The sequence below is a fragment of the Methylophilales bacterium genome (genome assembly GCA_019823025.1).
Lineage (GTDB): Bacteria > Pseudomonadota > Gammaproteobacteria > Burkholderiales > Methylophilaceae > BACL14.
Genome location: CP081940.1, coordinates 449,601 through 472,339 on the forward strand (window position 1 = coordinate 449,601; position 22,739 = coordinate 472,339).

Here is a 22,739-nt window from a genome sequence, read left to right on the forward strand (position 1 = left end):
CTAAGTTCTCACAAAAAATGAAATTAGTAAAAATAAACCAATAATCATAAAAAATGCGTAATGGTATATGTACCCACTTTGAATTAACTTTAGTTTATTAGCAAAATAAGTAACTAACCTACCAGAGCCATTAACTAAAAAATCGTCGATAATTTTAATATCCACCTTGCTTGATAAAAAATCACCGAGTTTTAAGGTGCCTTTGGCGATATATTTTTCATTAAAATCATCAAACCCATAATTATTTTTTAAGCTGCTCTTAAAGGGATTTAAGAATTTGAAATTAATCTTCATTTTTTTTATGAATAATGCCCATGCTAAAAGAACCCCAGCTATCGCAAACCAAAGAGGGAGGGTAAATAGGCTATGAACCGCCATCGACCATACGCCATGATAATGACTTGCAAGCAGATCTATATTGGTATGAATTTTATTATCAACCGTTATATTGCCATCGAAGAAATTGCCATATACCAGTGGGTCTATCAAAAGCATACCAATAAAGATTGATGGGATCGCCAATATCACCAGAGGGATAGTTATAATTTTTGAGCTCTCAACGGGGTATTCTTTACTTTTCAAGCCATGTTCATTTTTTTTACGACGTATGGTGTGCCACCTTTCCTCCCCGCAAAAAACTAGAAAATAAAGCCTAAAACTATAAAGTGCTGTAAAGAATACTCCAAACACCAATGCGAAGTAAGCAAAGTTAGCGCCCGATGCTGAACTTAAGCTTGCCGCTTCAATAATAGTTTCTTTTGAATAAAATCCAGAGAATAATGGAGTGCCGATTAGAGATAAGGAGCCTATTAAAAAAGTAAGGGCAGTCACAGGCATATATTTTTTTAACCCACCCATTTGAGTTATATCTTGATCATGATGCATTCCGATAATTACAGAGCCCGCCCCTAGGAAAAGTAAGGCTTTAAAAAAGGCATGGGTGAGCAAATGAAAAATAGCAACAGAATAGGCAGATACCCCTAACGCAACCGTCATGTAACCTAACTGTGATAATGTTGAGTAAGCAATTATTTTTTTAATGTCATTTTGAACAATGCCTAAAATGCCCATTGATATCGCAGTAATTGCCCCGATAACAATTACCATTGATAGAACAAAATCAGATAGCTCAAATAAAGGAGACATACGTGCCACTAAATAAATACCCGCTGTGACCATTGTTGCTGCATGAATTAATGCAGAGATTGGCGTTGGTCCCTCCATTGAATCTGGCAGCCACACATGTAAAGGCACCTGAGCAGACTTACCCATCGCACCTATGAATAGGCAGGTTCCGATTAAGGTAACCAATGAAATTGAAGTATTAAATAAAACTACCTCTTGTGAAAGCAGAGCGGGTAGTCTATTAAATACCTCTTGGTAGTCCAAAGTACCAAACCAAAACATGATTAAGGCAACACCGAGTATCAAGCCAAAATCTCCTACTCTATTGACTAAAAAAGCTTTTAGGTTTGCATAAATTGCTCTTGGTTTTTTATACCAAAAACCTATTAATAGATAAGAAACTAGTCCAACAGCCTCCCAGCCAAAGAAGAGCTGTAGAAAATTATTACTCATCACTAGCATCAGCATTGCAAATGTGAAAAGAGAGATATAGCTAAAGAATCGACTAAAGCCAGTATCATCTTTCATGTAACTGATTGTATAGATATGGACCATAAGCGAGATAAAAGTAACAATGACCATCATGACAGCAGAAAGCGTATCGATTAAAAAACCGACTTCGAATATGTAACCACCTGATGCAAGCCAGGTGTAAACAGTTTCATTTAATTTAAAGCCGTAAAGAGTTAGATAAAGCGCATACATAGACAAAGCAAACGCAATTGATACACCAAAAATAGGAACCCCGAAAGAAAAATATTTTGGTAATTTTTTACCGAAAAGACCCACAAAACATGCTGCAAATAAAGGGGCTAAAGGTATGACAGTTAAAATGTTTAAAATTGTCATAGTCACCCTTTCAATCTATTAATGTCTTCAACATCGATTGATCGGTTATTTCTAAAGACGATGATAATAATTGCTAAGCCAATAGCCGCCTCTGCTGCCGCAACAGTCAAAATAAAGAAGACAAATATTTGACCTGCAATATCACCTAAATAATAACTAAATGCAATAAAGTTCATATTTACCGCCAGCAACATCAACTCAATCGCCATCAAAAGAATAATAATATTCTTTCGATTCAGAAAAATACCTACAACACCTATCATGAAGAGCAAGGCAGCTAGAATTAAAAAATGAGATAAATTAATCAATTTCTTTTATCTCGCTTTTTTGTTTTTGTTTTAGTTATTTCCATATCAACCATTTTGAGTCGGTCTGATTTTTTAACACTTATCTGGATGGCTGGGTCGATACCCTTATGCATTTTTTTCCCTCTCAATGTAAGTGCTATAGCTGAGATGATTGCGACTAAAAGTATTATGGCTGCAATTTCAAATGGTAATATATAATCACTGTATAGCACTTCACCAATTGCATCTGTATTGCTTTTTAAGGGAGGTTTAAATAAGGCTGGCGTCTTGAAAAACGGTTTATTTAAAACGAGAATAATCTCAGTTAGCATAATAATTGATACAAAGCCTATGGCAGGAAAATAATTCCAAAATCCTTTTTTCATTACCTCAATATTGATGTCAATCATCATGATGACAAACAGAAATAAAACCATTACTGCGCCAACATATACAAGAACGAGTGCTATCGCTAAGAATTCTGCTTGAAGTAATAACCATAAGCCAGCGGCACTAAAAAAAGAAAGGACAAGGAATAACGCCGAAAAAATTGGGTTTCTTGATGTAATAACTTTGATGGCTGAGAAAAGCAAAATAAAAGAAAAAAAATAAAAAACAGCAGAAGAGTAGTCCATTACCTGTAGCTTTCCTCTTCTTTTCTATCTTTAGCGATTTGATCTTCGTATTTATCGCCGACCTTCAGTAGCATTTCTTTTGTATAGACTAAATCTCCTCTTTCCTCTCCGTGGTAATCTAAAATTCGGGTTTCTACAATTGAATCTACTGGGCATGATTCCTCACAAAACCCACAGAATATACATTTGGTCAGATCAATATCATACTGCGTCGTTCTTCTTGTATTATCCTCTCTCATTTCGGATTTGATTGTAATTGCCATTGCAGGACATACAGCCTCACAAAGCTTACATGCAATACAACGTTCCTCGCCATTGGGATATCTTCTCAATGCATGCAAACCTCTAAACCTGGGTGATTGGGGTGTACGCTCTTCAGGATATTGAATCGTTATTTTTTTTGAAAAAAAATATCTCCCCGTCAGCCCAAGACCAATAACTAGCTCGAAGAGCGTCAAACTTTTTATATACTGTTTTATTTTTTTAAACATATTTTTTAATGGAACATCTCCCGGTATGGCGTTTGCATCATAAATCCAACAAAAATTATCCAAAATATAGTGATAGGAATAAATATTTTCCAGCCCAATCTCATAATTTGATCATATCGGTATCTGGGGAATGTTGCCCTGAACCACAAGAAAAAGAAAAGTAAGAAAGCGACTTTTAGTAATAACCAAACAATACTATCAGGCAGAAATTCAAAAGGAGATAACCATCCCCCTAAAAACATTAATGCAGCAAGCATTGAGACAAGAATCATATTTGCGTATTCAGCAAGGAAGAATACTGCAAAAGCCATCCCAGAATATTCAACATGGAAGCCCGCCACAATCTCAGACTCACCCTCAGCCACATCAAAAGGAGCTCGGTTCGTTTCGGCAACAGCGCTGATAAAATAAATAATAAATAGGGGGAAAAGTGGCCAAATATACCATTGTGAAATACCACCAGATTGGCCCATAACAATTTCACCTAGATTTAGGCTATTAGCACACATTAAAACACCGACCAATGTAAAGCCCATTGCTATCTCATACGATACAATCTGTGCAGCTGAACGTAGGCTGCCCAAAAAAGCATATTTTGAATTTGAAGCCCATCCAGCAATAATGACACCATAAACAGCAATCGATGTCATCGCTAAAACATAAAGTAAACCCGCGTTAATATTAGATAAAACAAGTTCCGCATTAAATGGTATTACAGCCCAAGCCGCAAAAGCTGGTGCAATAGTTAGGATGGGTGCGAGAAGGAATAAAAAGTTATTTGATTTTGTGGGATTAATTATTTCCTTAAACATCAGCTTTAATGCATCAGCTATGGGTTGAAGAAGACCGAAATATCCTACTCTGTTTGGTCCTAATCTTCCCTGCATAAAACCGATCACTCTTCTCTCAAAATATGTCAAATAAGCGACTGAAACCATCAATGGAATTACAATTGCCACAATTTTTAGAATTGTCCAGAACGTTGTTATAAAAAATTCAGGTAGCTGAGTAAACATACTTTCCATAATTTATTAGGCTTTTTTAATTTTCACTTTATTGTGCATACCTAGGCTAAAAGTTTCATCTTGCTTTCCATAAATAACAACCGCATTTAAACAAACATTATCATCCGCTTTAACATTAATTAAGATTTCAGCCTCCGATGAAGAAATCTTAATTTTTTGCCCATCTATTAACCCCTCCTCGAGCATTGTTGTCGGATTAATTAGGCAGCAGCTTTGGTCTTTATTTTTATTTTGATGCAATGAGGCGGCACGTCTAACAATCATATCTGAATCATTCGCCCTAACGACATTTAATACTTCAAGACCTCTCTCAATATTACTAGGCTTAAAATCTTTAAGGCTAAATTCATTTTTTTTGTCCATTTCGATCATCGCATCAGCTTTCACCTCTTCAGATGAATCATAAGAAAAACCTTCAAGTTGTAAAAAATTTGCTAGAACACGTAATATTTTCCAACCAGGCCTAGACTTCCCAGCAGGTGGTGTTACCGCAGAAAATGATTGTATTGTTTTCTCCATATTTATGAATGTCCCTGATGTTTCTGTGAATGGGGTCATTGGCAATACAATATCAAATTCTCTAAAAGAGTCAGATATGTACGGAGAAATTGCCAGATTAAATTTCGCTTTTTTAAGTGCAGCATTTATTTTCTTGGGTGAATGATAGTCATACAACGGGTCAAAATTCATCATTATGTATGCTTCTTTTTTTTGACTCAAAATCTTATCTGCTGAGATATTGTCTGTATTTAGATTGAGCTCATTTAAACCGACACTATTCGCGTAACCAGGTATTAAGCCAAATGTAGCTCCTACCGCTTGAGCGATATGCATTGCAACCAACTTTATATTGTCGCCGTCATCTAAATGTAAAATTTGATTGCCTAAAAAAATTGCCCTACTCTTATTTGATAACAGGCTTTTGGCTATTCTTTTTGCCTCAGTAGATGGCTTTACAGCCTTTAATAAATTTCTTATAACTTCAGAATTGACTTTATATTTTGTGCTTAACTGAACCTGTTTCAGGATCATTAATAAATAATTTATATATGCTGAAGGATTAACAATAACTTTTTCTAGACAGCGAGTTGAATAAAAATCATCGTATGAAGTGATAATTGAGAAATTATTTTTTTTATTTGCATATCTTCTAAAGCGATGTGCAAGCAGTGGTTGGTCATGTTTTAAATTTGAGCCAACAACCAATATTGCATCATGGGACTCTATTTCATCAATTTTACAACCTAACCAATTATTATTCTCTGAAAAGCTTTTTTCAAGAAGGCGATAATCAATATGAGAGGTATTAAGTTCTTTGGCAATTTTTTTCAATAAGAAACCTTCTTCCAAGGTACTTTGAGGCGAACAAATAATCCCGATTTTATTAGATTTCTTAATATCGATATCTGTTATGTTTTTCTCAATAAGCTCATAGGCATCTTCCCAGTCGATCTCTTTCCATTGATTTTTTTCTCTCTTTAAAGGAAGGTTAATTCTATCTTTATGACTGAGGCCTTCGTATGAAAATCGATCCCTATCTGAAATCCAGCACTCATTAATCGATTCGTTTTCTTTTGGTATTACCCTTTTAACAACGTCATCTTTAACATGAACTTCAATATTTGAACCTAAACTGTCGTGACATGCGATCGTACTTCTTCTTGAAAGCTCCCAACTTCTGGCAGAATATCTAAAGGGTTTTGATGTAAGCGCACCTACCGGACATAAATCGATAATATTTCCGGATAATTCGGATTCAACGGATTTATCAACATATGCAGAAATTTCTGCATGTTCACCCCTTCCTATTAGTCCTAGTTCAGCCATGCCACCCACTTCTTTTAGAAACCTTACGCACCTTGTGCATTGGATACATCGGGTTAGGTCAGTTGAAATTAATGGGCCAATGTTTTTATCAAACACCACACGCTTTTCTTCGGTATATCGTGTTTTACTGGCTCCATATGCGACGGCCGTGTCCTGCAAGTCACACTCTCCTCCCTGATCGCAGATAGGACAATCTAAGGGATGGTTGATAAGTAAAAACTCCATGACACTTTTTTGCGTATCCTTGGTAAATTTTGATTTTGTAGAAATCTCCATGCCTTCCATCACCTGTGTGGCACAAGCTGGAAGTGGTTTGGCAAAGTTCTTTACTTCGACAAGGCACATTCTGCAGTTTGCGGCAACGCTGAGTTTCTTGTGGTAACAAAAACGAGGTATATCGATGCCTACCTTATCAGCCACCTCAATGATTGATGTTTTTGGTTTAACCTCCAGAGTCTTTCCATCAATTTTAATTTTAATCATGATCTGGCATCCATCATGCTCTTACCATTTTTTATATAGTATTTAAATTCATCTTTAAAGTGTTTAATAAAGCTTAATACAGGGACTGCTGCTGCATCACCAAGCGCACAGATCGTCCGCCCTGAAATTTTTTTACTGACGTCTAAAAGCAAATCAATATCTTCAGGTTTGCCTTTGCCATCAACAATTCTTTTGATTACCCTATAAACCCAGCCTGTACCTTCTCGACAAGGGGTGCATTGACCACATGATTCTTCATAAAAGAAGTAGGATAATCTCTTAAGAGTTGACACCATACAGGTAGTTTCGTCCATCACAATAAGTGAACCCGCACCGACACTCGAGCCTGAGTTTTTTAAGCCATCATAATCAAGAGTGGTTTTCATAATTTCTGCGGCAGGAAGAACTGGTGTTGAAGGTCCCCCAGGTATGACTGCTTTTAATTTTCTTCCCTTCCAAACGCCCCCAGAAAGCTCTAGTAAGTTTTTAAATGGCATCCCCATTGGTATTTCATAGTTTCCTGGCCTCTCAACATGGCCTGATACTGAAAATATCTTAGTACCCCCTGAATTTTCTACGCCGATATTTGCAAAACTTTCTCCCCCATGTTGCATAATCCAAGGAATTGTTGCGTATGTCTCTGTGTTGTTAACATTTGTTGGTCGTCCATAGATACCATACGTTGCCGGAAAAGGAGGTTTAAATCTTGGCTGTCCCTTTTTACCTTCAATAGATTCAATAAGTGCGGTTTCCTCACCACAGATGTATGCACCGTACCCATGGAATGCATATAATTCAAAATCAAAACCTAACCCACAAATGGACTTACCTAAAAAATTTGCTTTTTTTGCTTCAGCTAAGGCTTTTTCGAATGACTCATACTCTTCCCATATTTCCCCATGAATATAGTTATATCCAACCTGTGCGCCCATAATATATGCAGCGATTATCATCCCCTCAATTAGTTGATGAGGATTTTTTTTGATTATTTCTCTGTCTTTAAAAGTACCCGGTTCACCTTCATCACTATTACAAACGATGTATTTTGTTCCAGCTGAATCATTTGGTATGAATGACCATTTTATGCCGGTAGGAAAACCTGCGCCTCCCCTCCCCCTGAGACCAGAAATTTTAATCTCTTCAATTAATTTTTCCGGGGAGATTTTCTCTTTTAGAATTCTTTGAATTTGCTCATACCCACCAACACTGAGGTAGGTTTGAAGGCTTGAAGAGTCCTCTAAATTAGATGTCCTCAAGCATATAGGAAACACCTCACTATTAATTGATGCTTTATGTAAATTATTGTTCAGCATTATTATTAATCTAACTCCTCAAGAATTTGATCAACTTTTTGGGGTGTTAAATGTTCATACATCTTATGATTGTTTATTGTCATAAGTGGTGCTCCGCCACATGCACCCATACACTCACTTTCTTTTAAGCTAAATTTACTATCTTTTGTGACCTCATTAAAATTAATATTCAATTTTTTTCGAAGATGGCATACGATGTCGTCAGCCTCTCTTAAGGCACATGAGATATTTGTGCAAACCGAAATTTTATATTTTCCAGCAGGTTTAAGTTCAAACATATTATAAAAAGTTGCCACTTCCATTGCTGCAATTTTTGGCATGTCTAGGTAGTCTGCTGCCTGTGCAATTAAATCATCTGTTAAAAAACCATTTTCAGTTTGGATTATTTGCAGCGCTGCAATAATGGCAGATTGTTTTTGATCGATAGGGAATTTTTTTAATTCGCCGTCTATTTTTTTTCTTGTAATTTCAGTTAGCATTATCTATCAATCTCCCCAAACACAATATCTTGGGTACCAATAATTGCTACCAAATCTGACAGCATGTGTCCCTTTGTCATTTCATTTATCGCTGCCAAATGTGGGAAGCCTGGCGCCCTAATTTTTAGCCGATAAGGTTTGTTTGCGCCGTCAGAAATGATGTAAGTTCCGAACTCACCTTTTGGATGCTCTACAGCTGCATAGGCTTCGCCCTTAGGGATATGAAAACCCTCAGTAAATAATTTAAAATGGTGAATCATCGATTCCATGTCCTCTTTCATTTCTGATCTTGATGGTGGGGTCACTTTATTATCATTTGAAATCACCGGACCTGGGTTTTCTCTAAGCCACGCAATACATTGCTTGATAATTTTATTGGATTCTCTCATCTCCTCCATTCTTACCAAATAACGGTCATAACAATCACCCTCTTTACCGACAGGAATTTTAAAATCTAATTTACTATATGTTTCATAAGGTTGTTTTTTTCGTAAATCCCATTCCACTCCTGAGCCCCTTAACATTGGGCCTGTCATTCCTAATGCAACCGCTCGATCTGGATCAACAACACCAATCCCGACTGTTCTTTGCTTCCAAATTCGATTATCAGTTAAAAGCGTTTCATATTCATCCACATAAGTTGGAAATCTTTTAGCAAAATCTTCTATAAAATCTAGCAGTGATCCTGATCTATTTTTATTTAGTTTGTTTATTTCAGATGATCTTTGTTTTTTTGAGGGTTGGAATTGAGGCATCGTAGATGGTAAATCTCGATACACACCCCCAGGTCGATAATAAGCTGCATGCATTCTTGCACCAGAGACTGCTTCGTAGCAGTCAAATAAATCCTCTCGCTCCCTAAAGGCATAAAGGAAAACCGTCATAGCCCCAACATCAAGAGCATGGGCTCCTAACCAAAGTAAGTGATTGAGTATTCTGGTGATTTCATCAAACAAAACTCGGATATATTGCGCACGAATTGGTACCTTTATCTGCAATAGCTTTTCTATTGTCATCACATAAGCATGCTCATTCATCATCATAGAAACATAGTCAAGACGGTCCATATAAGGAACAGATTGAAGGTATGTCCTATTCTCAGCTAGCTTTTCAGTTGCTCTGTGTAATAAGCCAATATGTGGATCTACACGCTGTATTACTTCGCCATCCATCTCAAGTACAAGCCTTAAAACACCATGAGCTGCTGGGTGCTGAGGCCCAAAATTCATTGTATAGTTTTTAATCTCAGCCACGATGGATACCCTCATCCCTAATTAATCTTGGGACATTATTTCTCTCATCGATAGAAACAGGCTCATAAATTACCCTTTTGAGGGTTGGGTCATAACGAACTTCAACCTTCCCTATCATTGGAAAGTCCTTCCTAAAAGGATGACCAACGAAACCGTAGTCTGTCAGAAGTCTTCTTAAATCGGGATGATCGATAAACATTAACCCAAATAAATCAAATGCTTCTCTTTCATACCAATCCGCGTTAGGCCAAACTTCAGTCATTGTTGGAAATATTGGAAATTCATCATCTTCAGCAAATACTTTGACCCTTAAGCGCAGATTATTTTTTAAAGAAAGTAAGTGGTATACAACACAAAATCTCTTCTCATCATGTGCAGCTATTTTAAAATCTTGATAATCAACACCACATAAATCAATTAGCTGTTTAAAATCAAATTCAGACCTATCTCTTAAAACCTTTAATGACTCAATGATATTTTCTTGATCGAAGGTAATTGTAATCTCACCTTTATCTTCATTAATAGATAGTATTTTTTTCTTAAAAAAAGATTTGAGGGATTGAATTTGTTTTTTTATGCTCTGGTTCATCTGGCAATTGTGTTAGTACGTTTAATTTTTTTTTGTAGTTGCAAAATTCCAAACATCAATGCTTCTGCTGTGGGAGGGCATCCAGGAACATAAATATCTACTGGAACAATTCTGTCACTACCCCTTACGACAGAATATGAGTAATGGTAATAACCGCCCCCATTTGAGCATGAGCCCATCGAAATGACCCATCTAGGCTCTGCCATTTGATCATATACACGCCTCAATGCTGGTGCCATCTTATTGACTAATGTGCCTGCAATGATCATCACATCAGATTGTCTTGGACTTGGTCTAAAAACAATACCGAATCGGTCTAGGTCATATCTTGATGCGCCTGCGTGCATCATTTCAACTGCACAGCATGCCAACCCAAAAGTCATTGGCCACAATGAACCAGTTCTAGCATAGTTTATTAAAGTGTCTACGTTGGTCGTAACATAGCCTTTTTCTAATATTCCCTCAATACTCATCTAATTACTCCCAATCTAATGCTCCTTTTTTCCATTCATAAATAAAACCGACAACCAAGATAAAGAGAAATATGAGCATGGATACAAATCCAAACATTCCAATTTTATTGATTACAACTGCCCACGGGAAAAGGAATGTAATTTCTAGGTCAAAGAGAATAAATAAGATTGCTACCAGATAATACCTAACATCGAATTTCATTCGAGCATCTTCGAAGGCTTCAAATCCACATTCATATGGGGAGTTTTTTTCTTTGTAAGGCTTACTTGTACTTAATATTTTACCGAGGATGAGAGGGCCTAACCCTACAAAAAGGCCGATAATTATAAACACTAATATAGGAAAATAATTTTCCAGCACGAAAAGTCCTTAAATTTAAATACCATCAATATGGTGCCGTCGGAGAGACTCGAACTCTCACGACTTTCGTCACTACCCCCTCAAGATAGCGTGTCTACCAATTCCACCACGACGGCTAAGCCAAAAGTCATGTTAATTGGGAATATCTTGAGTATTTCCAATTTCATCTGACCCAAAAGGTTGCTCTTTGGTTTCAACTGATTGAGAGCTATTTTCCTGAATCTGTTCTACCGCAAAACTTGCATTTTTATTACTCGCTATGAAAGCAAGGCCTATGCTTGTACAAAAAAATACGGTTACACATATTGCTGTTAGTCTTGTTACAAAATTACCAGAGCCTTGCGCACCAAACACGCTGCCAGAAGAATTTCCTCCAAATGCAGCACCCGCATCTGCTCCTTTACCATGCTGGACTAAGACTAGCCCTATCACTGCCAAGCTCACTACTACATGAATTATCGTTACTAAATTTTCCATATTTAACTATCTTTTTTTGAATTTTTAATTAAATTTTATGAATACTATTGCAAATTTCGTAGAATTCATTTGCATCTAAAGATGCTCTGCCCATTAATATTCCATCTACCCCACTAATTTCACATAATTGTACCGCATTTTTTGCATTAACACTGCCACCATAAACAATATTTATATCATCATTATCTGTGTCATTTGTATAAATTAATTGCTTTATGAATTCACACATTTTTTCTATTTGCTCAGGACTTGCCGCCGAGTCAGAACCAATTGCCCAAATTGGTTCATAGGCAATTATTGACTCCCTGAAAACATCTTGACCATATAAATCAAGAATCGTTTTAATCTGCTCGGAGACTACCTTTTCCATTATTCCTGCTTCACGCTCAATAAGATTTTCGCCGACACACAGCAGAGGGGTCATTTTATATTTCTTAATCATATTAAATTTTTCTGCAATGTTTTCATCTGATTCGCAGTAGGCTGTATTCCTCTCAGAATGACCTACAATTACTAATTCACCTTGAAAATCCTTAATCATTGGAGCGCTTACCTCCCCAGTAAAAGGCCCTTCTAATTCTTTTGCCACATTTTGGCAGCCCCAATGAATATTTGAACCCATTAGTATTTTTTGCGCCTGGAATAAGTATGGGTAAGGCACACATAAGGTAATTGATAGTTCATTGAATGAGCTTAGCTTTTGCTTGAGGCTTTTGAAGTGGCTTTCATTAAAATCTAATGAGCCATGCATCTTCATATTGCCAATGACTATTTTTTTTGACTTTTTTTTCATTCCACAATACTTTTTATAATTATTTGAAGGTTTTTATTTCCATTAAATTCATTTGCATCAATAGAATAAACAGCCCTTATTTTATCAGGTAGTGTCTGGTTATTATTAAAAAATATTGCTTGAAATTTCTTATCTTTTTTTAAAAAGCACTTTATATGCCTTTCTGCAATAACTTCCTGATGCAATACATCAAAATTATCAACAAAAAAAGGCGATGGAAATCCCTGTCCCCAAACTTGTTCATTGATCATTTTAGCCATAGGGTAATTTAAATTTTCAGGCTCAATACTTTTGTCATATTCAACTATTTGATTCAGTAAGTCAGGTGTTATGAATTCTTGGCAAGTTAATTCGAATATTTCGCTAAATTTTTTAAAATCATTTTTTTTAATACTTAGCCCCGCTGCCATAGCATGACCTCCAAATGTCTTGATTAAACTGGGGTGGCGCTTGGATATAAGATCTAGTATGTCGCGAAGGTGAAAAGATTCTATCGACCTTCCCGATCCCTTAATCATTTCATCATTAAAATTTGCAAAAATAATTGTTGGTCTGAAGAATTTTTCCTTCAATCTAGAAGCCAATATACCTACCACACCTTGATGCCATTTATCATTAGTTAGAACGATTGAATGCGAATTTTTGAAGCTCTGATCATTCAATTCCTCAATAGCAGATAACACCATATCCGATTCTATGAGCTTCCTATTTTCATTAAATTTGATGAGTTGTTTTGCAAAACTTGAGGCTTGATCTAAATTTTCAGCCAAAAAACATTGAATGCCAACCGTCATATCACAGAGCCTTCCAGCAGCATTAATTTTAGGTGCGATGATAAAAGATAAGTCAGATGTCATAAGATGAGCCTGTTTTTTTTTTGATTCGTTAATTATCGCTTTGATTCCAAAATTAGTAGTTCCGCTTCTAATAATTTTAATTCCAAAAGAAACTAAAATCCGATTATTAAAATCAAGAGGGACTAAATCCGCAACCGTCCCTAATGCTACTAAATCGAGTAAATCAACTAATACAGGCTCTTGGGACTCCTTGTTCTTTGTTCTAAAAGCAATTCTTAACGCAAGTAGCACATAAAACATGACCCCAACGCCACATAAGTTTTTACTTGGGAATGAACAATTTTTTTTATTTGGATTTACAATGAATTTGGCGTTAGGTAATGTTTTACCAGGAAGGTGATGGTCAGTAATGATTACATCTACTCCCGCCTTATTGGCAGCCTCCACTCCGTCATGACTTGCAATTCCATTGTCAACGGTAAGGATGATATCAGGCTCTTTTTTTAGGGCTATGCTAACTATTTCGGGAGTTAATCCATAGCCGTATTCAAACCGGTTAGGCACTATAAAATCAACATTACCACCAAATTTTTTTAACCCAAGAACTCCACATGCGCTTGCTGTCGCACCATCGGCATCGTAGTCACCTACTATAACTATTTTTTTATTATCTATTATGGCTTGGCATAAAAACTCGCCAACCGCTATATTTGAATGCAATAAGTGGGGAGGTAAAAGTTTGTCAAGTTGATAGTTTATCTGTTCAGTACTATCAATTTTTCTGGCAGCATAAATTTTAGCGAGGTCTGGTTGAACACCTTCTTCATTTAGCCTTTTTTCGAGTTCCGCATTGATTTTTTTTTCTTTAAGCTTCATTCAATATCTCTTGTAACTCTTTTTTATGACCCCAAAACTTTAATCTTCTATAGAAATTCGTTTTAAATAAAATTTTGAAGGAACCCAGATAAAGAGAAAGGTTTAAATTAGAGATCTTTTTTGATTTTAAATCTTCAAGGATAGTTTTAAAAACGTCATACTCAGTTTTTGCTTCAAAGATATGATGATACAAATAACAATCTTCTTTTCTATTATCGCTTTCGGTAAAAGACTTAATTTTTACCCCCTCTAAATTGAGTAGCGATATTTTTTTTAAAAGCATCAGATCACTGAATACAAATTTATTTTGGCTATTAAGATTTGTATTAATTTTTTTACCTCCACCACTAAACCAAATAGAATTAATTGGATACTGACCCTTGTCTTCTCTTTTTTTGTTGGCAGGATAATCAAATAAAAACATTTGTAATTCATTTATAAATTTATGCCACCAGACTTCATCTTGCCCAAAAGGTAAAAAATCTCTGTTGGGAACTTGATTGATTTCTTCTGGGAAATAAGTAGATATATTTGAATTTTTTATCGTTGCAAAGAATAATTTATTTTCAAAAATAAAGAAGCTCTGGTCGTTAGTAGAAAAGTGTTGATTAAGATCGATGCATAATGAATTTAATTCATCAGGACTACACTCATTTTCTAAATTTTTTTCAAACTTATAAAAATCTCTTTGAAGTGAAAAATAGCAGGGTGTTGCCTGAAAAAAAGTATATTTGGAGTCTGGTGTGAATTCTTCACCCGCCAAAATGGCGCCAACAGGATAATCATTTTGTTGCTCAATATTAAAATCATTACATACTTCCTTCTCAAAGGAATTATTTTTAATTATTGAGTGATCGCATAATTTTATTAACTGATTTAAATATTCACTTTGCGGAATGAAGTCACATTTAATTTTATAAAATTGAGTCAAACCTTGATAACAAAAAGATAAATAAGTAAACCGAAATAAAGTAAGGCAAATATAGCTACGATGAAAAATATAAGGAATAAATTATTATGAATTTTTTTTAAAATAACCTTAATTTCGTTTATGTCTTTATCTATCTTCATTGAATTGGTGCCCGGGGCCGGAATCGAACCGGCACGACCGTGAGGTCGAGGGATTTTAAGTCCCTTGCGTCTACCAATTTCGCCACCCGGGCTTGCAGTAACAGTATGGTGTGGCGAGATTTTAACACATTTTTATGAACATTTAATTTCATGTTTTGTGCCATTTTTATGACACAATTTTTTTGTTATTTGCTTGAATAACCCAGCAAATGAGTGGATGTTTTACTTGACTATGGTTAATCAATATCAGTAAAGATTAGTTCACTTTTGAGAATTATTATTGTTGGTAAAAGGATTAAATTACTAGTAGATTTTCTAAAAAAAAAGAGCCGTTAGGTTCTTTTTTCTTAAAATACACTTTTTAAGTTATTTGAACCAATAAGCCAATCCGATTCGTAATGTTTGGTCATCATAGTCGTAATGTTGTTGTGCCCCAGCACCATACATATATGCAGTATCGACAGTTTCGGAACCATAATTGGTATAAAGGTATTCTGCACTCATTGAAAGATTATCAGAAATAAAATGCTCCCCACCTAAACCGATAACCCAACCATCTGAATGTTTCTTGTTTGTTGCTGTTCCGTTAAATTGCCCACCCCCTACACCAACGGTAACTTGGTCTGTACGCTCAATATCTATTCTTGAATAACCTGAGGTTAAATATACAAGAGATTTTGAATTATCAAATAAATAACCCAATTTTGCTTTTAGATCGAAACGATTATCAATTTTTGCGCTTTCAGGATAGCGAGTATCTATTACTCCATTCACATACCAAGTAGCATTGTGCTTGTCATTATCATATTTATGAAAACTTGCGTCCAAGCCAAATACTATTTTGTCTGAAACAAGCCAGTTATAACCTCCCTTAAGTCCTAAAGATAGGCTTCCGTCATAATCAGTATCTAAAGTATATCCTGAAGAAACTCCATTAGACGACTCAGTACCTTTTTCATCTGAAGACATGACTCTTGATAAATCTATACCTAAATACGCTCCTTCAAACAAAGATCGAGTTTCAGAGAACGCTGTAGTTGAGATAAATATAAGTGATACAAAAAGATTTATTTTTTTCATTGACAGGTTCTCATTAAATTTAGTTTAAGGAGTAACGTAAAAGAAATGTCGTTATCAAGATCCTAATTAATCAAATTATACATGTTTTGTTACTAATCTTATCGAGAATTTTTAACAGGTGAGAATAGATAACAATAGGAGTTTCGGTGAGTCAAGAGTGAGTCATTTTGAATTTTTTAGTGCTCTTGAAGGTGCATAAACACTGGAGATATGCCTTGATTTTGGGATTTTAAGTCCCTTGCGTCTACCATTAATACTGGAGATCTGTTAGCTTAATTCCACAATTAAAATGGAGGCGCGTGCCGGAATCGAACCGGCGTCTAAGGCTTTGCAGGCCTCTGCATAACCACTTTGCTAACGCGCCACTAACTAAACAAAAAAAGGGAATAAATTCCCTTTTTAACAAAAAATTGGAGCGGGAAACGAGGTTCGAACTCGCGACCTATACCTTGGCAAGGTATCGCTCTACCAGCTGAGCTATTCCCGCAAACAGAAGGCAGTATTTTAGCTATTTTTCGCATACTGTCAATGATAGTAAAAATTGTAACTTAATAACCATTACATTTTTTTTACGGCATTTATTGATATTTTCAAATAATAAAACATCGATATAACGGTCAGTAATGCTGCTAGATATATCAAGATTTCTCCTATTTTTTGTATCGGAATAAATCCAATATTTTCAAAATATAATAAAAATATAATAGCCGCCATTTGTGCGGTAGTTTTTAATTTGCCAATAAAGGCGACAGCAATACTTTGCGACTTGCCTAACTGCGCCATCCATTCTCTTAAAGAGCTAACCGTAAATTCTCTACCAATAATAATTAATGCAATCACTAAGTTAATGCGCCCTAGATCTAATAACAAAAGCAATGCTGTAATCACAATTAATTTATCAGCCACTGGATCAAGGAAGGCACCAAATTTTGATGTTTGTTTTAATTTTCTCGCTAAATACCCATCAAGCCAATCTGTGATTGCTGCTAAAGAAAAGATAAAAGTTCCTAAGATATTTTTTTCCGTCAGGCTGAGAGTGCTATCAGGTACATAAAAAATAATGACTAAGACAGGTATTAAGGCTACCCTAAATAAAGTCAGTAAATTTGGTACATTAATAATTTTCAATGAATCTGCCCTTTAATGAAAATGATTGTAAATAGTCTCGGCTAATTTTACATTAATTCCTTCGACTAATAATAGCTCTCGAACATCAGCCTCTTTGATACCTTGAATTCCACCAAAGTAGACAAGTAAATTTCTTCGTTTCGTTTGTCCTATGCCTTCAATTTCTTCCAATGAGGAGGTGAATCGAGCTTTTTTTCTTCTTGCCCTGTGGCCTGTAATTGCAAATCGATGGGCCTCATCTCGTATTTGAATGATTAATTGAAAGCCCATGTTATTGATATCGATATTTTCTAAAATATCTCCATTCGCAATGTGTAATGTTTCAGCTCCAGATTTTCTTTTTTCGCCCTTGGTTACCCCTACCAGGATTATGTCATCCAAGCTAAGTTGCTTCATAATCTTGACAGCAATACCTAGCTGACCCTTTCCACCATCAATCAGAACGACATCTGGTCTTATCCCATCTGTATCAACAATTTTTTTATACCGTCTCTCTAACACCTCTTGCATGGCAGCATAATCGTCACCAGGCTTATTATTTTTGATGTTATATCGGCGGTAATCTTTTTTTTGAATTCCATTTTTATCAAATACCACACAAGAGGCAACAGTCCCCTCACCCATCATATGGCTGACATCAAAACATTCAATTCGATTTTTATTTGAGGGAATATTTAATAACTGAGTAAATGCCTCAATTTTATTTTTAAAGCTTAATGTTTCATTACTTTTTTGGCTTATAGCAATCAATGCATTTTTCTTTGCCATTTCCATCCACATTCTTTTTTCATTCGTTAGCCTAGTAATGATTTTAATTTTTTTATATTTTTTTAATTCAAAAAATTTCTCAAGTAAGCCCTTGTTTACTTTTTTCTCAATGATAACGACAGGTGGTGGTGACTTTTCATCATAATATTGAGCGATAAAAATTTCTAGAATGTTATTGTCTGAATTATCTGCTATACCCTTTGGGAAAAAACTTTTATCTCCTAGGTGCTTAGCATTTCTGATCATCACTAAATTTACACAAAAAACTCCATCTTTTTCTTCGATTGCAATAATATCAGCATCATTTTCACTAAAATCACTTACAAATTGTTTGAGTCTGACTTGTCTTAAACTTTGAATTCTATCTCTGAAAATAGCCGCTCTTTCAAACTCATTATTTTCTGAAAAAATATTCATCTTTTCAGATAAGCTATTGATTACCTTAGTATCTTTCCCATTTAAAAACATCATTGCCTGATCAATATCTTCCCTGTAGTCATCCTCTGAGATTAAATCAACACAAGGTGCTGAACATCTTTGAATTTGATGTTCCATACAGGGACGTGATCTATTTTTAAATACAGAATTTTCACATGTTCTTAATAAAAAAACTTTTTGTAAAAGTTTTATGCTATCTCTGACCGCAGGTGAATTTGGAAAAGGCCCAAAATAATTTTGATCTTTTTTTTGTACGCCTCGATGAAATGATATTCTTGGGTACTGGTCGCCTGAAATTTTTAAATAAGGATATGATTTGTCATCCCTAAAAATAACATTGTATCTTGGCATGTGATTTCTAATTAGGTTATTCTCAAGAATTAAGGCTTCTGCCTCAGTATTTGTCACAGTAAATTCAATAGAATTTATATTACTTACCATCATTTTTGTTCTGGGGCTTGCGTGATTCTTTCCAAAATACGAATTCACCCTTTTTTTAATATCCTTGGCCTTACCGATATAAATGATCTCATTTTTATCATTGATCATTCTATATATACCCGGCAGGCTGGGAAATTTTTTAATCTCTTTTTTTAGATCATTCAAAACTAACCCAGTAAATTGCCTCCAATTGCCCAATCTTCAGATTCAACTTCTTCAAATACGATATAGGTATATGATGCTGGTTTGTTAGCAACCCTTTGCATTACATCCGTTATTTCCTTCGCTATTTCTTGCTTTTGGTTTTTATCAAGTTTTCCAGCGAGTTTCACATTTATATATGGCATTTTTATTCCTCCATTTCTTTTTTGATTGATAAAAAAACATCATTAAACATTTGAGTTGTTAATCTCCTTGTTTGAGTATTATATCGACTGCAGTGGTAACTATCATAAAGAATTAGGTCATTTGGTAATTCATGCCTAGCGGCATGAGAAAAACTAAAATTTTTTTTTGTTAAGGTGAGTGCAGATAAAATCGCGTTATGTGCAATTGTTCCTAACGCTAATAGGATAGTTTTAGGTTTAAGCAATTCTATCTCGCATTTTAGGAATTGATTGCAATTTTTAATTTCTAGCGTTGTGGGTTTGTTGAGGGGGGGTAGGCACTTTACGGCATTGGTAATTCTACAATTATGTAACTCAAGGCCATCACTCCTCTCCTTTGAGTTCGGTTTATTTGAGAGACCATGCTTAAATAATGTTTCATATAAAATGATGCCCGCGTGATCACCCGTAAAGGGGCGGCCAGTTTTATTCGCTCCATGAAGGCCTGGAGCCAATCCCACAATGAGTAACTTTATATTTTTATCCCCAAAGGCTGGGACAGGCTTACAAAAATAATCTGGGTATTTTTTCTTTGAAACACTTAGAAAATCATTTAACCGATCACATCTATTACAATTAGCATCATAATTCATTTTAAAAATTAGCTCACAGGGGCAATCTCTATATATTTACTGTTGTAGTCAGTGAGTTGATCAAAATTTAAATACTTATAAATTTCACTCGAGTCTTTATTTATCTTATCCTTCATAAACTTCAAATACTCCTCTTTCGAAGGAATGTAACCTAGCAATGCGCATATAGATGCCAATTCAGCTGAGCCAAGATACACTTGGGCATCCTTACCCATCCTATTATCAAAGTTTCTTGTGCTGGTTGAAAAGACCGTTGCTTTATCCTCAACTCTTGCCTGGTTTCCCATACAAAGGCTACAGCCTGGTATTTCAGTCCTTGCGCCAACTTGCTCGAAAATCTTATAGATTCCTTCTTTTTTTAGTTGCGACTCATCCATCCTGGTCGGTGGTGCAATCCATAACTGATTAACAGCTTTCTCTTCATTTTTCATTACAAAACCAGCGGCCCTGTAATGGCCAATGTTTGTCATACAACTCCCAATAAAAACCTCATCAATTTTATTTAACTCAACCTCTGATAATTTTTTTATATCGTCTGGATCGTTTGGGCAGGCAACTAATGGTTCTGTTATAGAGTTTAAATCTATATTTAAAGTATATGCATATTGAGCGTCTTCATCTGGTTTAAGTAGTTTCGGACTTTGAATCCATTCCTTCATTTCATTAATTCTACGACTTAAGGTTCTTGCATCCTGATAACCATTTTCGATCATTTTTTCCATTAAGAAAACATTAGATTGCAAAAATTCGATGATGGGTTCTTCATTTAATCTCACTGTACAGCCGTTAGCAGATCTTTCAGCTGAAGCATCAGAAAACTCAAAAGCTTGCTCAACCTTTAGGTCAGGTAACCCTTCAATCTCCAATATCTTGCCGTTAAAGATATTCTTTTTACCTTTTTTCCCAATTGTTAGCTGATTTTCTTGGATCGCATAATAAGGAATTGCATTAACTAAATCCCTTAAGGTAATCCCAGGTTGCATTTCACCAGAAAATCGAACAAGTACTGACTCTGGCATATCAATTGGTATCACACCAATGGCAGCCGCAAATGCGACTAGACCTGAGCCTGCAGGGAAAGATATTCCGATAGGGAAACGGGTATGTGAATCCCCACCTGTACCTACCGTGTCCGGGAGTATCATCCTGTTAAGCCATGAATGTATTACTCCATCTCCCGCTTTGAGAGACACGCCTCCTCGGCTACTCATAAATTCAGGTAATGTGTGTTGAAGCTCAATGTCAACTGGCTTTGGGTACGCTGCCGTATGACAAAAGCTCTGCATAACTAATTCAGCACTAAACCCTAAGCATGCTAGGTCCTTAAGCTCATCTCTAGTCATAGCACCCGTAGTATCTTGTGATCCAACCGTTGTTATTTTTGGCTCGCAATAGGTCCCGGGGGAGATGCCATCAACACCACAAGCCTTGCCAACCATCTTCTGGGCTAATGTAAAACCATGTTTTTTTTGTCCTTTGTTTATTGACTCTATAAAGATTTTTGTTGCTCCGAGACCTAATGTATTTCTTGATTTTTCAGTTAACCCTTTACCAATAATTAGGGAGACTCTTCCACCCGCCCTCACCTCATCAAGGAGTGTTTTCGGTCTGATATCGAAACTTGATAAGACATTATTACTTTCGTCAGAAATTTTTCCTTTTGAAAAGTCAATTTCTATTATGTCTCCTGTCTTAAAATTTGAAACCTCACATTCAATGGGTATCGCACCTGAGTCCTCTGCTGTATTAAAGAAAATAGGCGCAATTTTTCCACCTAATATCACGCCCTCAGTATTTTTGTTTGGTACATGAGGAATTGACTTACCAAAATGCCACTGAAGAGAATTGATCGCGGACTTTCTTGATGAGCCCGTTCCAACAATATCGCCAACAAAAACAATGGGGAGGTTTTTTCCTTTTAAATTTTTTATTTGATCAAAAATATCTGGAGTCTTATTCAACAGCATAGATTTTGCATGAAGCGGAATATCAGGCCTAGACCATGCCTCTTGTGCAGGTGACAAATCGTCAGTATTGATTTCTCCATCAGCCTTAAAGACAATCATTTTAATTTTATTAGGTGTTTTAGGTTTTGTTGTAAACCAGTCTGCCGCTGCCCAGGACTTAAGCACTTTAGTTGCATATTTATTGCCTTTATTATGAAGTTTTTCAACGTCGTAGTATGAATCGAAAATGAGCACACTTTTTGATAATGACTCAGCGGCCACTTCAGCTTGATCGCTCTTAAGCAGCTTAACAAGTGCTTGAACGTTATAACCACCAAGCATGGTTGATAATAATTCTGTAGCGTACTCTGGACTTATATAAGGACTCGTAATTTTTTTTGTTGCTATATCATTCAAAAATGCTGCTTTTATATAAGCTGCTGGATCGACTCCGGCCGGGACCTTATTGATAAAAATATCAATCAATTTTTCAGATTGCTCTAATTCATCTTGTTTAAGGAGTTCTACTAAGTCTGCTGTCTGTTCAGGTGTTAATGCAAGCGCAGGCAGGCCTTGTTCTATTCTTTTTTCTTCGTCCGATAAGTACGATTTAAGCATGGATACCCTTAGATTTTATATTTGAAATTCGTCCGTAGCATAGATTTTAAATTAAAAAGGGTGATTTCCCAAAAGGTAACTCCCATTTTCATTTATTAATGATAGAAAAAATTATTGTTTTATTTGATGTTAAAATA

At 35.7% G+C, this 22,739-nt stretch carries 22 protein-coding genes and 4 tRNA genes; all 26 read right to left on the reverse strand.

What is annotated here, in order from left to right; all coding sequences use genetic code 11:
- Positions 1–1,974 carry an NADH-quinone oxidoreductase subunit L gene (nuoL, locus tag K6112_02350; protein QZP18204.1) on the reverse strand — a complete coding sequence of 658 codons (1,974 nt, stop codon included), beginning with the start codon at positions 1,972–1,974 and terminating at the stop codon, positions 1–3.
- A 2-nt stretch (positions 1,975–1,976) separates the two neighbouring features.
- The gene (gene nuoK / locus K6112_02355) at positions 1,977–2,282 is read right to left on the reverse strand and encodes an NADH-quinone oxidoreductase subunit NuoK (protein ID QZP18205.1); all 306 of its coding nucleotides are present in this window, start codon (positions 2,280–2,282) and stop codon (positions 1,977–1,979) included.
- On the reverse strand, positions 2,279–2,896 hold the full coding sequence (locus K6112_02360) for an NADH-quinone oxidoreductase subunit J (GenBank protein ID QZP18206.1): 618 nt from the start codon (positions 2,894–2,896) through the stop codon (positions 2,279–2,281). Before K6112_02360 ends, nuoK begins: the two co-directional genes overlap by 4 nt.
- Positions 2,896–3,387, reverse strand: a complete 492-nt coding sequence (gene nuoI / locus K6112_02365) for an NADH-quinone oxidoreductase subunit NuoI (protein ID QZP18464.1) — start codon at positions 3,385–3,387, stop codon at positions 2,896–2,898. The genes K6112_02360 and nuoI overlap by 1 nt, the downstream gene beginning before the upstream one ends.
- Before the next feature lie 5 nt (positions 3,388–3,392).
- Positions 3,393–4,412, reverse strand: coding sequence for an NADH-quinone oxidoreductase subunit NuoH (gene nuoH / locus K6112_02370; GenBank protein QZP18207.1), 1,020 nt, complete (start codon positions 4,410–4,412; stop codon positions 3,393–3,395).
- Between the two features lie 6 nt (positions 4,413–4,418).
- Complete coding sequence (nuoG, locus tag K6112_02375) at positions 4,419–6,722, reverse strand: NADH-quinone oxidoreductase subunit NuoG (protein QZP18208.1); 2,304 nt, start codon at positions 6,720–6,722, stop codon at positions 4,419–4,421.
- Positions 6,719–8,035 (reverse strand): NADH-quinone oxidoreductase subunit NuoF, encoded by a 1,317-nt coding sequence (nuoF, locus tag K6112_02380; protein QZP18209.1) that lies wholly within the window; start codon positions 8,033–8,035, stop codon positions 6,719–6,721. Before nuoF ends, nuoG begins: the two co-directional genes overlap by 4 nt.
- Before the next feature lie 5 nt (positions 8,036–8,040).
- Entirely contained in the window at positions 8,041–8,514 is a 474-nt protein-coding gene (locus tag K6112_02385) for an NAD(P)H-dependent oxidoreductase subunit E (protein ID QZP18210.1), read from the reverse strand.
- Entirely contained in the window at positions 8,514–9,767 is a 1,254-nt protein-coding gene (locus tag K6112_02390; protein QZP18211.1) for an NADH-quinone oxidoreductase subunit D, read from the reverse strand. The genes K6112_02385 and K6112_02390 overlap by 1 nt, the downstream gene beginning before the upstream one ends.
- Complete coding sequence (locus K6112_02395; GenBank protein QZP18212.1) at positions 9,760–10,356, reverse strand: NADH-quinone oxidoreductase subunit C; 597 nt, start codon at positions 10,354–10,356, stop codon at positions 9,760–9,762. Before K6112_02395 ends, K6112_02390 begins: the two co-directional genes overlap by 8 nt.
- Complete coding sequence (locus K6112_02400) at positions 10,353–10,829, reverse strand: NADH-quinone oxidoreductase subunit B (protein QZP18213.1); 477 nt, start codon at positions 10,827–10,829, stop codon at positions 10,353–10,355. Before K6112_02400 ends, K6112_02395 begins: the two co-directional genes overlap by 4 nt.
- Before the next feature lie 4 nt (positions 10,830–10,833).
- Positions 10,834–11,190: an NADH-quinone oxidoreductase subunit A gene (locus K6112_02405; protein QZP18214.1), complete on the reverse strand. Its 357-nt coding sequence runs from the start codon at positions 11,188–11,190 to the stop codon at positions 10,834–10,836.
- A 31-nt stretch (positions 11,191–11,221) separates the two neighbouring features.
- Positions 11,222–11,306, reverse strand: a tRNA-Leu gene (locus K6112_02410).
- A gap of 16 nt (positions 11,307–11,322) precedes the next feature.
- On the reverse strand, positions 11,323–11,667 hold the full coding sequence (gene secG / locus K6112_02415; GenBank protein QZP18215.1) for a preprotein translocase subunit SecG: 345 nt from the start codon (positions 11,665–11,667) through the stop codon (positions 11,323–11,325).
- 28 nt (positions 11,668–11,695) lie between these two features.
- The gene (tpiA, locus tag K6112_02420; protein ID QZP18216.1) at positions 11,696–12,460 is read right to left on the reverse strand and encodes a triose-phosphate isomerase; all 765 of its coding nucleotides are present in this window, start codon (positions 12,458–12,460) and stop codon (positions 11,696–11,698) included.
- Complete coding sequence (gene recJ, locus K6112_02425; protein QZP18217.1) at positions 12,457–14,133, reverse strand: single-stranded-DNA-specific exonuclease RecJ; 1,677 nt, start codon at positions 14,131–14,133, stop codon at positions 12,457–12,459. Before recJ ends, tpiA begins: the two co-directional genes overlap by 4 nt.
- Positions 14,123–15,064: a hypothetical protein gene (locus K6112_02430; GenBank protein QZP18218.1), complete on the reverse strand. Its 942-nt coding sequence runs from the start codon at positions 15,062–15,064 to the stop codon at positions 14,123–14,125. The genes recJ and K6112_02430 overlap by 11 nt, the downstream gene beginning before the upstream one ends.
- Before the next feature lie 145 nt (positions 15,065–15,209).
- Positions 15,210–15,296 (reverse strand) — tRNA-Leu (locus K6112_02435).
- A 274-nt stretch (positions 15,297–15,570) separates the two neighbouring features.
- Positions 15,571–16,284, reverse strand: a complete 714-nt coding sequence (locus K6112_02440; protein QZP18219.1) for an outer membrane beta-barrel protein — start codon at positions 16,282–16,284, stop codon at positions 15,571–15,573.
- Positions 16,285–16,574: 290 nt separating this feature from the next.
- Positions 16,575–16,648 (reverse strand) — tRNA-Cys (locus tag K6112_02445).
- A gap of 47 nt (positions 16,649–16,695) precedes the next feature.
- Positions 16,696–16,771, reverse strand: a tRNA-Gly gene (locus K6112_02450).
- 71 nt (positions 16,772–16,842) lie between these two features.
- Complete coding sequence (gene pgsA, locus K6112_02455; GenBank protein QZP18465.1) at positions 16,843–17,403, reverse strand: CDP-diacylglycerol--glycerol-3-phosphate 3-phosphatidyltransferase; 561 nt, start codon at positions 17,401–17,403, stop codon at positions 16,843–16,845.
- Between the two features lie 21 nt (positions 17,404–17,424).
- Positions 17,425–19,224 (reverse strand): excinuclease ABC subunit UvrC, encoded by a 1,800-nt coding sequence (gene uvrC / locus K6112_02460; GenBank protein QZP18220.1) that lies wholly within the window; start codon positions 19,222–19,224, stop codon positions 17,425–17,427.
- A 2-nt stretch (positions 19,225–19,226) separates the two neighbouring features.
- Entirely contained in the window at positions 19,227–19,406 is a 180-nt protein-coding gene (locus K6112_02465) for a 4-oxalocrotonate tautomerase family protein (protein QZP18221.1), read from the reverse strand.
- A 2-nt stretch (positions 19,407–19,408) separates the two neighbouring features.
- Complete coding sequence (locus K6112_02470) at positions 19,409–20,038, reverse strand: uracil-DNA glycosylase (protein QZP18222.1); 630 nt, start codon at positions 20,036–20,038, stop codon at positions 19,409–19,411.
- An 8-nt stretch (positions 20,039–20,046) separates the two neighbouring features.
- Positions 20,047–22,602 (reverse strand): bifunctional aconitate hydratase 2/2-methylisocitrate dehydratase, encoded by a 2,556-nt coding sequence (locus K6112_02475; protein QZP18223.1) that lies wholly within the window; start codon positions 22,600–22,602, stop codon positions 20,047–20,049.
- Between the last annotated feature and the right edge of the window lie 137 nt (positions 22,603–22,739).